Genomic DNA, 11,572 nt, shown 5'->3' with positions numbered 1-11,572 from the left:
GACAGCGCCCTGCCCGCCGCCGCCCCCGCCCGGACCGCCGTATTCGATGTATTTCTCGCGGCGGAAGCTGACGCAGCCGTTCCCGCCGGCGCCCGAGCGGATGTAGACCTTTGCCAGATCGAGGAATTTCATGTCAGCTCCTTAATACGGCAGGCCCCTGCCCGTCCGCGCAGTATAAGTGTCCCGCCAAGGCCCGGAGCCATGGCGGGACTGTTTCGATTGCCTTACCGCAAAGCGCGTGCCGCGCCAATCACAGTTTTCGGCTGTAGGTCCAGGTCGGGACAGAGGCGTCGCGCGCCACCGAATAGCTTTCGGCGTCGCCCAAATAGTCAAAGCCGCAATGGATCAGCACCCGGGCCGAGGCCGGGTTATCCTGAAACACAGAGGCAAACATCGCGTCGTTCTTCTGCGGGTTGGCATCGACCAGCGCTTTCAGCGCAGCAGAGGCCAGCCCTGTGTTCCAGAACGGCGGCGCAGTCCAATAGGAGACCTCGGACTGATTGCGGTCCATCCGCTTGAGCCCGATCACGCCCTTCAGCTCGGAGTCACCCTCGATGGTGCCGTCGATCACCCAGACGTCCTCATCCCGCTCTTCAGCCATGGCTCGGGTAACAAAGGCCTCAGCCGCGCCGGGCGGCAGCGGATGCGGCACCGAGCGGGTCATGCGGGCGACGCGTTCGTCGCTGACATAATGCTCAATCAGCCCGGCGTCTGATTTGCGCAGCGGGCGCAGAATAAATCGGTCTGTCTCAATCGCCTGCTGGTTCACGATTTGCTCCAGGTTCATGGAACTGCTCCTCCTCAGCCCTTGTTCTTGCAGCTGCAAGTTTGAAATGTGCCTGCACAGCTGCCACGGCAATAGATACCGCGTTCAAATTGTGCAAAATTTCCCGTTGGCCGGTTGTGAGCAATCCTTGCTCGTGTCCGAACGTCGGTATTTCCGGGCAAACTCATCACATTCTCACAGACAAAAACAGCAAAGGGGACCGGCTGTGTAGCCGATCCCCCTAAAGATTTCTTTACCCTTCGGGTCGGCTTACTCAGCGGCCTCCGCCACTGGGAGAACCGATACAAAGGTGCGGCCTTTCAGGCCCTTGCGGAAGCTCACAGCACCGTCAGCAGTTGCAAAGAGAGTGTGGTCTTTGCCCATGCCCACGCCTTCGCCGGCCCAGAATTTGGTGCCGCGCTGACGCACGATGATGTTGCCTGCGATGGCAGCCTGGCCACCGTACAGTTTCACGCCAAGGCGGCGACCAGCAGAGTCGCGGCCGTTACGGGAGGAACCGCCAGCTTTTTTATGTGCCATTCTCTCTCTCCTTAGCCTTTAGCCAGTTCTTTGGCCTGCTCAACCCACTCGGGCTTCACTTTGATCGCCTCGATACCAGCAATGTCGTCTTCGGACAAGGCTGCGATCTGAGCGAAAGTGGTCAGGCCTGCTTCTGCCAGTTTCTTGGCAGCTGCGGGACCAACACCGGTCAGGGCGGTCAGGTCGTCCGAACCTGCGGCAGCTTCAGCGGCCGGAGCAGCTTTGGCTTTGGCAGCAGCTTTCGGTGCGGCTTTGGTTGCGCCCGATGCCAGGATCTCGGTGATCCGGACGAGGGTCAGCTTCTGACGGTGGCCTTTGGTACGCTTGGAGGAGTGCTTCCGGCGGCGCTTGACGAAGTGGATCAGCTTCTCGCCTTTGATCTGCTCGATCACTTCAGCTTTGACGGCTGCGCCGTCGACCAGCGGAGCACCGACAACCGGAGCGTCGCCGCCCAGCATCAGAACTTCGTCGAATTGGATGGTGTCGCCGGCATCTGCAGCAAGTTTCTCAACGCGGAGCACGTCGCCCGCCTGAACCTTGTACTGCTTGCCGCCAGTCTTGAGGACCGCAAACATGTGCGTCTTTCCTTTTCTAACCGCGTCCTACGGCCCCCTTACGGGCGTTTCGGCATATGCCGCCTCGAACAGCGCGCCCTTGAATGGGCGTATGACAAATAAACCCCGGCGCACGGATTCCGGGCCGGGATGCGGGCTTATGGTTCGGATCGGCATGTATGTCAACCGTTTTCCACAGGCTTTTCAGGCGCTCTGCGGAAATCAGATGTCCTGTCCCGGTGTCAGCTCCGCCATGCGGTGGGCAAGTTCCTCGAACCGGTTGGCAGTGATCTCGTACTGGACCGCATTCAGCAGTTCATAGACCCGCTGCATTGGCTCCTCCTCCAGCGCCTCGACATAGGCCTGCACTTCTGCATCCGAGAACTCCTGATAGGTATAGGCAGAGGCCGCCAGGCTGGAGGCCTGCAGGCTGAGGCGCAAGTCGCCCTCCTGCTCTTTCATCAGCGCGCGCAGTTCGTCGGCGTCGAGATCCAGGTCGATCACGCCAGCCGCGGACGCTGCCATCAGGAAGCGGAACTGGATCTGCTGCAGCGCCTTTACACCATTGCCAGCAGCGTCAATTGCACTGCCCATACGCTGGTACATCGCCACCCGCTTGCTGCCTGCCTTGACCAAATCAGAGATGATGCGGTTGCCAGCCAATTGCTTCACCTCGTCATCCTCGATCAGATGCGAGGAATTCTCCGCCCGCACCAGCCGTTTCCCCAGATCACTGGCATAAAACTCGGAGGCGTGATCCAGAGCCTCATCGTCCAGAGTGTTTTCCAAGATATCCAACGCCAAGCCGCGCATCTCTGCGGTATCAAAGACTTCTTCCGACATTTCGGTCCACTGGCTGCCAAAGGCGCCGGCATCAACGCCCAGCATGTCCGGAGCGCTGGAGGCAGACAGCGCGATGCTGTCAAGCGCCACGTCAAAGCCGGTGACCTCCAGAAACGCCTCCACCCGGGCACGGTCCGCAGCAGCAGCGGGCTGGGTGACAACCCAGCAGCCAAGCCACATCGCGGCCAGAAAACGCATCAGGAAAGCGGGGAGCGGAAGGATCATCTGCATAGTGCAAATCTAAGCAAAAACCTTTGGCTGGCAACGGAAATCCGGCTTTTTTTGCCAAAGGCGCAAATCGCCCCTTGCGCCGGTCCGGAATCAACCTTAAACGCTGCCCCACCAGACCCCCGCGGAGAGGTGCCGGAGTGGTCGAACGGGGCGGTCTCGAAAACCGTTGTGGGTGCAAGCCCACCCAGGGTTCGAATCCCTGTCTCTCCGCCATTTCCCTTCAGACCGCTTCCAAATCAGACCAAGAACATGCGGTATGATGCGTCTAACCCTTCTGATTCCGGCAAACCCAGGCACCATCAAGCCGCTTGTGCAGCTTCATTCGCCTTACAACCGCGAAAACAAAAAAGACCGGGCATTTCTGCCCGGCCTTCGTGCTTAATTGCCAGTTCGGATCAGGCGCGGCGGCGGCGTCCGCCGGCGCGGCCGCCACGGCCACGGCCTTCTTCGCCCTCAGCAGCAGGCGCCTTGTTGAATTTGATCCACTCACCGCCATGCGGGTCGTTGTTGGTCAGGAAGTTGGCAGCGCGGATGGCCTCCATTTCCTTACCGGCGCGCGGCTTGGTGGAACCCAGGCCGAACATGGTGACAAACGCCTCGTCGTCCATGGCTTCCGGCAGGATGATGCCAGCAGCTTCGACAGCGGCTTTCTTCTCGGCAATAGCCTTCTGTGTCACTGGCAGCGCCACCGGGTTCATAATCGCAGAGGTCATGCCGGCACCCATTGCCATCGGCAGGAAAGCGTTGTTGATCCCGTGACGGTTCGGCAGGCCGAAGGAGATGTTGGACGCACCGCAAGTGGTGTTCACACCCAGTTCTTCGCGCAGACGGCGGACCAGGGCAAACACCTGCAGACCTGCAGTCGCCATGGCGCCAACCGGCATCACCAGCGGGTCAACCACGATGTCATGCGCCGGGATGCCGAAATCAGCAGCACGCTCGACGATTTTCTTAGCGACAGCAAAACGCACATCGGGATCTTCCGAGATGCCGGTGTCGTCGTTGGAGATCGCCACAACCGGCACGTTGTACTTCTTGACCAGCGGCAGGATCTGCTCCAGACGCTCTTCTTCGCCTGTGACCGAGTTCAGCAGCGGACGGCCTTCGCAGATTTCCAGACCGGCCTCGAGCGCGCCGGGAACCGAGGAGTCGATGCACAGCGGCACGTCGACCAGCCCTTGAACCAGTTCAACGATCTTCCGCATCAGCGGCGGCTCGGTCTCGTTCGGGTTCGGGTTGGAGTTGTAAACCACGCCCGCGTTGATATCGAGAACGGTGGCACCGGCCAGAACCTGAGCCACGGCGTCTTTTTCGACGGTGGAGAAATCGCCGGCTTCCAGCTCGGCCGCCAGTTTCTTGCGGCCGGTCGGGTTGATGCGCTCACCAATCACACAGAACGGCTCATCAAAGCCCAGGACCGCGGTTTTTGTTTTTGATTCTACGACTGTACGGGTCATTGTGGATCCTTAGGAGTTAACCGGCTTGGCGGAATCGCCGCCGTTGTTGATGGCCCAGGTGGCATTGGTCTTGATGCCGCCCAGCGGGAAGAAGTGAACCTTCTCGATTGCAAAGTCGGGGTTGGCCGCCTTGTGCGCCGCCAGATCCGCCAGAACCTCACCCGGCTCGTGCGGCAGCAGCAGCTTGGAAACGTCCTTGGCACGCTTCTGCAGAACTTTCAGCGACGGACCGACACCGCAGGCGATGGCGAATTTGATCATGGTCTGCAGCTTGGCCGGACCAGCGATACCGATGTGGACCGGCAGGTTCATGCCGCGCTCGTTCAGCTCGTTCACCCAGTCGATCACCGGCTGCGCCTCGAAGCAGAACTGGGTCGCCAGCGCCATCTGTGCATCGGTGCGCTTGGAGAATTCCTGTTTCCAGTCCAGCGCCGCGTAGGTGTTGGCGCGGCCGCCGTTGGGGTCGATATCCAGGTTGGGTTCCGGGTGGCCAGCAACGTGCAGGTTGGTGAAACCCGCCTGGTCAAACAGGCCGGTTTCCAAAAGCTGCATCGAGCTGTCGAATTCGCCGTGCGGCTTGGCAACGCCGCCTGCCAGGATCAGGCCTTGCTTGACGCCGGCTTCGCCCTGATAGCGGTTGATCCAGTCACCCAGGGTTGCTTTGTCCTTGATGATCCGCGCCGGGAAGTGCGGCATCACATCGTAGCCTTCGCCAGCAATGCGCTTGGCGGTCTCGACCATATCCTCGATCGGGGTGCCTTCGATGTGCGCGATGTAGACACGGGTGCCGGCGGGCAGCAGGTCGCGGAAGTCTTCCACCTTGGCAGCGGTACGGGGCATCACCTCGATGGAATACCCTTTCAGGAAGGCCTCCATCTCAGGGGTAGCGGATTGGCCTGCGCCAGAGTCGCGTTTTTTAAAGTTCAGCAAAGCCATCACGGCCTCCCAAAGTGGTCTGCGGGTCATGCCCATCCGTCATTCGCGATCAGCGCCTTCAAGCGGTCCTGATCATACTCAGTCTCCAAGCGCTTGGCCTCGGCTTCGGCAACCTCAGCGGCCTCGCCCTCAGCAGAGAAAGGAGCAGCCTTGCGCCATTCAGCCAAATAAGCGTCCGCGTCTTTCGCGTTCACCTTCATGGCTGCGCGGTCAATTGCCTGCTCGAACCGTTCTTCGAGCTGACGCTTGGCGCCGCGGCGGCCTTTGCCAACGATGACCTGCGCGGGGATATCGCGCCAGTATACGATCGTAACGTCGGGCATGCCTTGCTTTCCTCCTAGCCTGGATAGACCACTATCTAGTGCGGTGGCGCGCCGCAGGTTGGTCGATTTTCGACAACACGATGGGATTGAGCGACGTTTTGCTGCCGCGACACTAGCTTTGTGCACCTGTGAATGCCACAGCCTGGAACCGCCAAAATATTCATGTGGATTATGAGATTTCCGGGAAGCGGCGGAAATTGCTTCACTTCTGGCCGCACGGCGCTTGCGCCGCCGCATTTGCGCACCTATTGTCATTCTTAACACGATAATCGGAGGGCGTGAATCATGGCGCCCAGGCGCTCGAAAGGTGCGGGCGCGTTTCCCAAAGCGGTTGAGACCCCTGCACCGGCCCGTCCCGATCCTGATGCGCTCTACGCAGCGCTGGATCTGGGTACAAATAGCTGCCGCATGCTGATCGCCCAGCCCAAGGGCAGCGGTATCCATGTGGTTGACAGTTTCTCCAAGTCGGTGCAGCTCGGCGCCGGGCTGGAGCGGACCGGACGGCTGTCGCGGTCCTCGATGGCGCGTACCATCCAGGCGCTGCGGATCTGCCAGCAGAAACTTAAACGCAACAAGGTCAAACGGATGCGGCTGGTGGCGACCGAAGCCTGCCGCCGGGCCAAGAACGCACGCGATTTCATCCGCCAGGTAAAGCGGGAAACCGGCCTGACGCTGGAAATCATTCAGCCGGAGGAAGAAGCGCGTCTGGCCGTTATCTCCTGCGCGCCGCTGGTCTCCACCAAGACCGAACAGCTCTTGGTTGTTGATATCGGCGGCGGCTCGACCGAGCTGGTTTGGATCGACGTCTCCTCAGTGCCGCGGCGCGACCGCCCGGCAGCCATCATGCGGCTGCACAACGGGTTCCGTCCGGCTGAGGGCCCCTTCCCCGCCGCGAAAGTGGTGGACTGGATCTCAGTCCCGCTGGGTGTCGCCACGCTGCGCGACCAGTTCAACGATGTGGAGGACGATGCTGCGCGGTTTGCTCTCATGAGCTGGTTCTTTGAGGAGAACCTCGCCGATTTCGCCCCCTACAAAGATGAGCAGGCGCGCGCCGGCTTCCAGATCGTCGGCACCTCCGGCACGGTAACCACTGTGGCAGCCTCGCATCTGGGTCTCAAACGCTATGACCGGACAAAGGTGGACGGGCTGCGGATGACCAGCGATCAGATTGACAAGGTGATCCGGGGGTATTTGGAGCTCGGCCCTCAAGGCCGCCGCCGCGACCCCCGCATCGGCGAGGACCGGCAAGCCCTGATTATGTCCGGCTCGGCAATCCTTCAGGCGTTGCTGCGTTGCTGGCCAACCGACCGGCTGTCCGTCGCCGACCGCGGCCTGCGCGAAGGCCTGCTTTATGCGCAGATGAGCGCAGATGGTGTTCTGGAGGACGGCCCTTACTAACCGCTCAACAGAAGTTTCAGGGCGTCTTACATGTATTCGACCATCGCCATAGCTTACCGGCTAAGCACCGTCTCAGTGGCGGTTTCTGCACTGGAGGCTGCGGGTTTCCGGGTATTTTGCCCAGGGCTCAACACGATTACCCTGCTCCCCCATCACAGCCTGGCGTTCGGCGGAGTTCCTATCAGAGTTCCGTCTGAAAATGCAGCGGAGGCTTCGGAGTATCTTCACGCAATTCAGTGTGGTCATCTGACGTCATTGGCCACCGAAGACACCATAGACGAAGACCCGCCCGAGCCGGTCGTGAAGATTAGTTTTTGGGGCAAGGCTGCAAACCTTCTAGGATACCTGATATTCGGTGTATCCGCCCCATGGCAGGAACTTGCGCTATCCAAGAAAAAAGCATCGCCTTGATCCAGACGGGCCAAGAGGTTATCTGCAGCCCTCACTGTCGGAGAAAACGCACATGGCAAAGACCCCCACTGGTAAAAACACTTCCGGCCGCGGGCAGCGGGATCTGAAGGTCAATGTGAAGACAGCGCGCGGGCGCAAGCTCAGCTCAACCCGCTGGCTGCAGCGGCAGCTGAACGACCCCTATGTGAAACGCGCCCAGGCCGAAGGCTACCGCGGGCGTGCAGCCTACAAGATCATGGAACTGGACGACAAGTACCGCTTCCTGGTGAATGGCGCCCGGGTTGTCGACCTGGGCTGCGCACCGGGAGGCTGGGCACAGGTGGCAGTGAAGCGGATCAATTCGCTGGGTGAGAAACAAGGCAAGGCAGTCGGCCGCATCATTGGTATCGACCTGCAAGAGGTCGAGCCACTGGCAGGTGCTGAGTTCCATCAGCTCGATTTCATGGATGACGGAGCTGACGAGCAGGTCAAGGAATGGCTGGGCGGAAAGGCCGACGTTGTAATGTCAGACATGGCGGCTGCCAGTTCCGGCCACAAGCAGACCGACCATTTGCGGATCATTTCTCTCTGTGAAACCGCGGCCTATTTTGCCTTTGACGTGCTGGAGGAAGGCGGCACCTTTGTCGCCAAGGTTCTGGCTGGTGGCGCCGAGGGCGAACTGCAAAAGCTTCTGAAACAGAAATTCACCAAAGTGATGAACATCAAGCCGCCCTCCTCGCGGTCGGACAGCTCTGAGAAATTTGTGGTGGCCACGGGTTTCCGCGGCTGAACCGGGTCAGACCCGGCGATTATGAGGCGTGGTCAGCGACCGCGCGGCCAAGGTGCGCAGCAGAATGGCCTCTTCGCCTTCTTCATCAGTCAGGCGGGACACCCGCAGCTTGCAGCCGGCATTGCTGCCCATCCCGCGCTGCCGCATCAGCTCAAACAGACGCATGCGGCGCAGTTTGTTTTGCAATTTTGTCATGATGGCCCCTTCTGGTTCCGCTGCTTTTCTGCAGTTCTAGAGACCGATCGGGCTGAGATCGGGGCGCAATTGTGGCGAAGCTGCCTTATTGTTGAATAAATGGAAACAGTTGCAACGAAGCCGCAGGCGCTATGTCCGGCCCATGCTGTTTGCCATGTCAATCAGGGCGCCATTGAATTCCGCGCCTAGGATCAGAATGGCAGCGTTCAGATACAGAAAGATCATCGCTGCCATGGCGCCTGCAAGGCCCGCGTAGGTGGCAGAGTATTGGGCAAAAGACCCAACATAGATGGCAAAGCCGCTGCCGCAGATCAGCCAAAGCAGCAATGTCAGGATCGCACCCGGCAAGATTCGCCGGATTCGGTGCACCCGCCCCGGCAGCAGCACATGAAATGCCAGCACCGCGCCTGCTGGTAGCGCCAGGGCCAGAAGCCCTCTTAACCCCTGCTCCCAGCCTTGCGGCACGGTCGCAAAAGGCAGGAGTTTGGTAATGTGGCGAACATACAGGGGCATGATAACTTCGAATACGGTTACTGCCAGAATGCCAGCCCCGCCAAGAATAACCAGCGCGATGCACAGCGCCCGCGACCTCCAGTAAGGCCGGGTGTCCGTATCGTGATAAGCTTGGACCATGGCCGTGCGAACGGCATCAACCCCGTTTGAGGCAAAATACAGCGCAAACAATCCGCCCAGAGTGACCAATTGGGTGTTTGATGTCCGCAGTACCGCCTTAAGTTCAGTCAAAATGGGCCGGGCCACCGCATCAGGCCAAACGCTGAACACCTGTTCCGTCATCGCCTCCACCTCAACCTCCTGTGACAGCAGGCCCGCAACCGTGCCCGCAAGCGCGACGGTGAACAGCACAAAAGGAAACAGCGCCAGCATCATCGACATCGCGATGTGGCTGCTCATCACCCAGCCGTTTTTTCTGTTGAACCGGCCGGCGGCGGTCATCAAGGCGGCTGGCCACATGCGGATTGGCGGAAGGATCGGCATACCGGTAACGTCCCACAACTTCAGGGCAAACGCCAGCCGCAATGCGTGGTCTGTTCCGTGACAACCTAAGTGCTGCCCCGTCCGGGTATGGCGGCAAGCCAGGTTCAGTATTAGTCTGACACATAGACAGTTTTTGGAGCCCGCAATGTTCTGGATTGTTCTCAGCACCGCTGTACTTGCTGCAACCTGGACGGCTGCCGGCCTGGCTGCGCTCAGTGCGGCGCGCACCGCGCGGACACCTCAAGGAGCCATTGGCTGGGTTGTTTTCCTGCTGGCTGCGCCGGTCCTTGCCCTGCCCGCTTATATGATCTTTGGACACCACCGGTTCAAAGGATACTGGAAAGCCCGCGAGGCCGCGGAACAGGCCGTCATCCCAAAGCGGAACTACACCAGCGCCCAATCAGAGGATGCATCAGCACTGGCCGTCAACACAGCGCCGTTTGAGGCGATCGCAGGCCTGAACATTTGCCGCGGAAATGGGGTGGACCTCCTGATCAACGGCTCCGAAACCTTCAACGCCATCTTCGAAGCCATTGAAAACGCACAAGACTACATCTTGCTTCAGTATTACATCCTGCGCGCCGATGACCTCGGAATGCAATTGCAGTCCCGGTTGATCGCCGCGGCAGAGCGTGGCGTAACGGTCTGGTTCATGACGGACAGCATTGGCAGCCGCAAGCTGCCCCAGGACTACAAACACGCGCTGGTGGCTGCTGGCATCAACATGGTTGATCCAGCGGTTCAGCGCGGTCCCTGGCACCGGTTACGGATTAATTTCCGCAATCACCGGAAAACTGTGATTGTCGACGGTCACACAGGTTTCACCGGAGGGCTGAACGTCGGGATTGAATATCTGGGACAGAACCCGGAATTTGGTCCGTGGCGGGATACGCATGTACGGCTGGTTGGGCCTGTGGTGCTGCAGCTTCAACTGTCCTTTGCCGAAGATTGGCACTGGCGCACCCAGGAGCCGATCCTGGATCTTCTCAACTGGGAACCCGAGCCGTCCCCTCGGAATCTGCCCGCGCTGATCGCCTCCACCGGCCCCGGAGACACGACCGGAAACGGTTCAATGCTCTATTTTTCTGCCATCACTGCGGCGCAGCGCAGAGTGTGGCTGGCGTCCCCGTATTTTGTTCCCGACCAGGACGTTTTTGCAGCGCTGAAGCACGCAGGTCTGCGAGGCATCGATGTCCGGGTGCTGCTGCCGGAGACCATCGATCACCATCTGCCGTGGCTTGCCAGCTTTGCATTTTTTGATGAACTTCGCGAAGCCGGTGTCCGCATCCTGCGCTATCAGGGCGGTTTCATGCATCAAAAGTGTTTTGTCGTCGACGACACCATTGCCGGAATCGGAACCGCAAATCTGGACAACCGGTCTTTCCGGCTGAATTTTGAAACCATGGCCTTGTTTTTCGATCAAGAGACGGCCGGCAAGGTTGCAAACATGCTTGCCAAGGACTTTCGGAACGCAAAGGAACTCGCCGTTGGACTCGGCCAGCAAAATCAGCGGATCCGCCTGCTGGCCCCGATGGCCCGCCTGCTGGCACCGGTGCTTTAATCCCTTCCGCCAGTGTGTTGCCCATTAAAGGAAAACAACCGCCCCATTGCGCTGACAAGGAAGGCGGTGCTTATGCCGAAGCCGAACAGCCCTGTTACCGCAGCAAGGGCAGCAAAAATCCTGAGCGCCGGGCCCAGAACCACATCGCCGTAGCCCAGCGTGGTATAGGTCACCAGTGAAAAATAGACGGACGTATTCCAATCCTCAATCGCACCAACCATGACAAAGGCAGCGGACCAGATCCAAACTTGAGCGGTGTGGCTGCCTAGAATGATGAAAATCGCCACAACGAGCATAAGACCCAATTGCCAGGGCCTATAGGGTTTGGAAAACCGGCTGGACAACCGGTTCAGAACCGAGGCGCACCAGACCAGGATGGTGATTTCCAGGATCAGGCAAGTGCTGAGGTAGATTGATCCCCACAGTAGCTGGTTCCACAGCGTCACGCCGGACCTCCTGTTGTGAATTCGCTTTGGCAACCCTTGGCTGCACCATAGAAATCCTGCCCGCAATTGGCAATTGCATCATACCAGCCAGAAGCGCTGACCGCGCGGCACGAGCAGCGGTCTGGACATCCTTGTCGCTAGGGTAT

At 59.6% G+C, this 11,572-nt stretch carries 14 protein-coding genes, 1 tRNA gene and 1 pseudogene; 5 read left to right on the top strand and 11 right to left on the bottom strand.

Annotated elements, in window-relative coordinates; genetic code table 11:
* From obgE to RA25_RS07790, 5 genes and pseudogenes are all read right to left on the bottom strand, one after another.
* A pseudogene (gene obgE, locus RA25_RS22350) lies at nt 1–132 on the bottom strand (GTPase ObgE); the annotation flags it as partial.
* A 118-nt stretch (nt 133–250) separates the two neighbouring features.
* A complete protein-coding gene (locus RA25_RS07805; protein WP_019297806.1) occupies nt 251–787 on the bottom strand; it encodes a GNAT family N-acetyltransferase in 537 nt (178 codons plus the stop codon).
* A gap of 249 nt (nt 788–1,036) precedes the next feature.
* A complete protein-coding gene (gene rpmA / locus RA25_RS07800; protein ID WP_019297807.1) occupies nt 1,037–1,306 on the bottom strand; it encodes a 50S ribosomal protein L27 in 270 nt (89 codons plus the stop codon).
* Nucleotides 1,307–1,317: 11 nt separating this feature from the next.
* Nucleotides 1,318–1,881 (bottom strand): 50S ribosomal protein L21, encoded by a 564-nt coding sequence (rplU, locus tag RA25_RS07795; RefSeq protein WP_039145986.1) that lies wholly within the window; start codon nt 1,879–1,881, stop codon nt 1,318–1,320.
* 201 nt (nt 1,882–2,082) lie between these two features.
* On the bottom strand, nt 2,083–2,934 hold the full coding sequence (locus RA25_RS07790) for a DUF2059 domain-containing protein (protein WP_019297809.1): 852 nt from the start codon (nt 2,932–2,934) through the stop codon (nt 2,083–2,085).
* Nucleotides 2,935–3,057: 123 nt separating this feature from the next.
* Between RA25_RS07790 and RA25_RS07785 the strand changes: the two genes are divergently transcribed.
* Nucleotides 3,058–3,147 (top strand) — tRNA-Ser (locus RA25_RS07785).
* 182 nt (nt 3,148–3,329) lie between these two features.
* Here the strand turns inward: RA25_RS07785 and RA25_RS07780 are convergent.
* From RA25_RS07780 to RA25_RS07770, 3 genes are read right to left on the bottom strand one after another with little or no spacing between them, the layout of a single operon-like run.
* The gene (locus tag RA25_RS07780) at nt 3,330–4,391 is read right to left on the bottom strand and encodes a methyltetrahydrofolate cobalamin methyltransferase (protein ID WP_019297811.1); all 1,062 of its coding nucleotides are present in this window, start codon (nt 4,389–4,391) and stop codon (nt 3,330–3,332) included.
* 9 nt (nt 4,392–4,400) lie between these two features.
* Complete coding sequence (locus RA25_RS07775; protein WP_019297812.1) at nt 4,401–5,327, bottom strand: methylenetetrahydrofolate reductase; 927 nt, start codon at nt 5,325–5,327, stop codon at nt 4,401–4,403.
* Between the two features lie 26 nt (nt 5,328–5,353).
* A complete protein-coding gene (locus tag RA25_RS07770) occupies nt 5,354–5,650 on the bottom strand; it encodes a virulence factor (protein ID WP_019297813.1) in 297 nt (98 codons plus the stop codon).
* 285 nt (nt 5,651–5,935) lie between these two features.
* On the opposite strand from RA25_RS07770, the gene RA25_RS07765 reads away from it, so the two are divergent.
* From RA25_RS07765 to RA25_RS07760, 3 genes are read left to right on the top strand one after another with little or no spacing between them, the layout of a single operon-like run.
* Nucleotides 5,936–7,048 (top strand): Ppx/GppA phosphatase family protein, encoded by a 1,113-nt coding sequence (locus tag RA25_RS07765; protein ID WP_019297814.1) that lies wholly within the window; start codon nt 5,936–5,938, stop codon nt 7,046–7,048.
* A 30-nt stretch (nt 7,049–7,078) separates the two neighbouring features.
* Nucleotides 7,079–7,459, top strand: coding sequence for a hypothetical protein (locus RA25_RS22635; RefSeq protein WP_152612172.1), 381 nt, complete (start codon nt 7,079–7,081; stop codon nt 7,457–7,459).
* 52 nt (nt 7,460–7,511) lie between these two features.
* The gene (locus tag RA25_RS07760; RefSeq protein WP_019297815.1) at nt 7,512–8,228 is read left to right on the top strand and encodes an RlmE family RNA methyltransferase; all 717 of its coding nucleotides are present in this window, start codon (nt 7,512–7,514) and stop codon (nt 8,226–8,228) included.
* Between the two features lie 6 nt (nt 8,229–8,234).
* On the opposite strand, the gene RA25_RS07755 is transcribed toward RA25_RS07760, so the two are convergent.
* Together RA25_RS07755 and RA25_RS07750 are read right to left on the bottom strand one after the other, a co-directional pair.
* Nucleotides 8,235–8,423 carry a hypothetical protein gene (locus RA25_RS07755; protein ID WP_039145985.1) on the bottom strand — a complete coding sequence of 63 codons (189 nt, stop codon included), beginning with the start codon at nt 8,421–8,423 and terminating at the stop codon, nt 8,235–8,237.
* Between the two features lie 129 nt (nt 8,424–8,552).
* Nucleotides 8,553–9,419 (bottom strand): YihY/virulence factor BrkB family protein, encoded by an 867-nt coding sequence (locus RA25_RS07750; RefSeq protein ID WP_039171271.1) that lies wholly within the window; start codon nt 9,417–9,419, stop codon nt 8,553–8,555.
* A 145-nt stretch (nt 9,420–9,564) separates the two neighbouring features.
* On the opposite strand from RA25_RS07750, the gene cls reads away from it, so the two are divergent.
* On the top strand, nt 9,565–10,980 hold the full coding sequence (gene cls / locus RA25_RS07745) for a cardiolipin synthase (protein ID WP_039171179.1): 1,416 nt from the start codon (nt 9,565–9,567) through the stop codon (nt 10,978–10,980).
* Here cls and RA25_RS07740 read toward each other — a convergent pair.
* Complete coding sequence (locus tag RA25_RS07740) at nt 10,977–11,426, bottom strand: potassium channel family protein (RefSeq protein WP_019297819.1); 450 nt, start codon at nt 11,424–11,426, stop codon at nt 10,977–10,979. The two genes, cls and RA25_RS07740, sit on opposite strands and share 4 nt — an antisense overlap.
* Nucleotides 11,427–11,572: the final 146 nt, after the last annotated feature.

Origin of the sequence: Leisingera sp. ANG-S5 (assembly GCF_000813925.1) — a bacterium.
In the GTDB taxonomy this organism is placed as follows: Bacteria; Pseudomonadota; Alphaproteobacteria; order Rhodobacterales; family Rhodobacteraceae; genus Leisingera.
This window is presented reverse-complemented; position numbering and strand designations above follow the sequence as displayed.

What these genes read in the sequence shown, in the direction of transcription:
- cls (WP_039171179.1), top strand. Translation starts at nt 9,565, where the DNA reads ATGTTCTGGATTGTTCTCAGCACCGCTGTACTTGCTGCAACCTGGACG.
- RA25_RS07765 (WP_019297814.1), top strand. Translation starts at nt 5,936, where the DNA reads ATGGCGCCCAGGCGCTCGAAAGGTGCGGGCGCGTTTCCCAAAGCGGTT.
- rpmA (WP_019297807.1), bottom strand. Translation starts at nt 1,306, where the DNA reads ATGGCACATAAAAAAGCTGGCGGTTCCTCCCGTAACGGCCGCGACTCT.
- rplU (WP_039145986.1), bottom strand. Translation starts at nt 1,881, where the DNA reads ATGTTTGCGGTCCTCAAGACTGGCGGCAAGCAGTACAAGGTTCAGGCG.
- RA25_RS07790 (WP_019297809.1), bottom strand. Translation starts at nt 2,934, where the DNA reads ATGCAGATGATCCTTCCGCTCCCCGCTTTCCTGATGCGTTTTCTGGCC.
- RA25_RS07755 (WP_039145985.1), bottom strand. Translation starts at nt 8,423, where the DNA reads ATGACAAAATTGCAAAACAAACTGCGCCGCATGCGTCTGTTTGAGCTG.
- RA25_RS07805 (WP_019297806.1), bottom strand. Translation starts at nt 787, where the DNA reads ATGAACCTGGAGCAAATCGTGAACCAGCAGGCGATTGAGACAGACCGA.
- RA25_RS07760 (WP_019297815.1), top strand. Translation starts at nt 7,512, where the DNA reads ATGGCAAAGACCCCCACTGGTAAAAACACTTCCGGCCGCGGGCAGCGG.
- RA25_RS22635 (WP_152612172.1), top strand. Translation starts at nt 7,079, where the DNA reads ATGTATTCGACCATCGCCATAGCTTACCGGCTAAGCACCGTCTCAGTG.
- RA25_RS07775 (WP_019297812.1), bottom strand. Translation starts at nt 5,327, where the DNA reads ATGGCTTTGCTGAACTTTAAAAAACGCGACTCTGGCGCAGGCCAATCC.
- RA25_RS07770 (WP_019297813.1), bottom strand. Translation starts at nt 5,650, where the DNA reads ATGCCCGACGTTACGATCGTATACTGGCGCGATATCCCCGCGCAGGTC.
- RA25_RS07750 (WP_039171271.1), bottom strand. Translation starts at nt 9,419, where the DNA reads ATGCCGATCCTTCCGCCAATCCGCATGTGGCCAGCCGCCTTGATGACC.
- RA25_RS07780 (WP_019297811.1), bottom strand. Translation starts at nt 4,391, where the DNA reads ATGACCCGTACAGTCGTAGAATCAAAAACAAAAACCGCGGTCCTGGGC.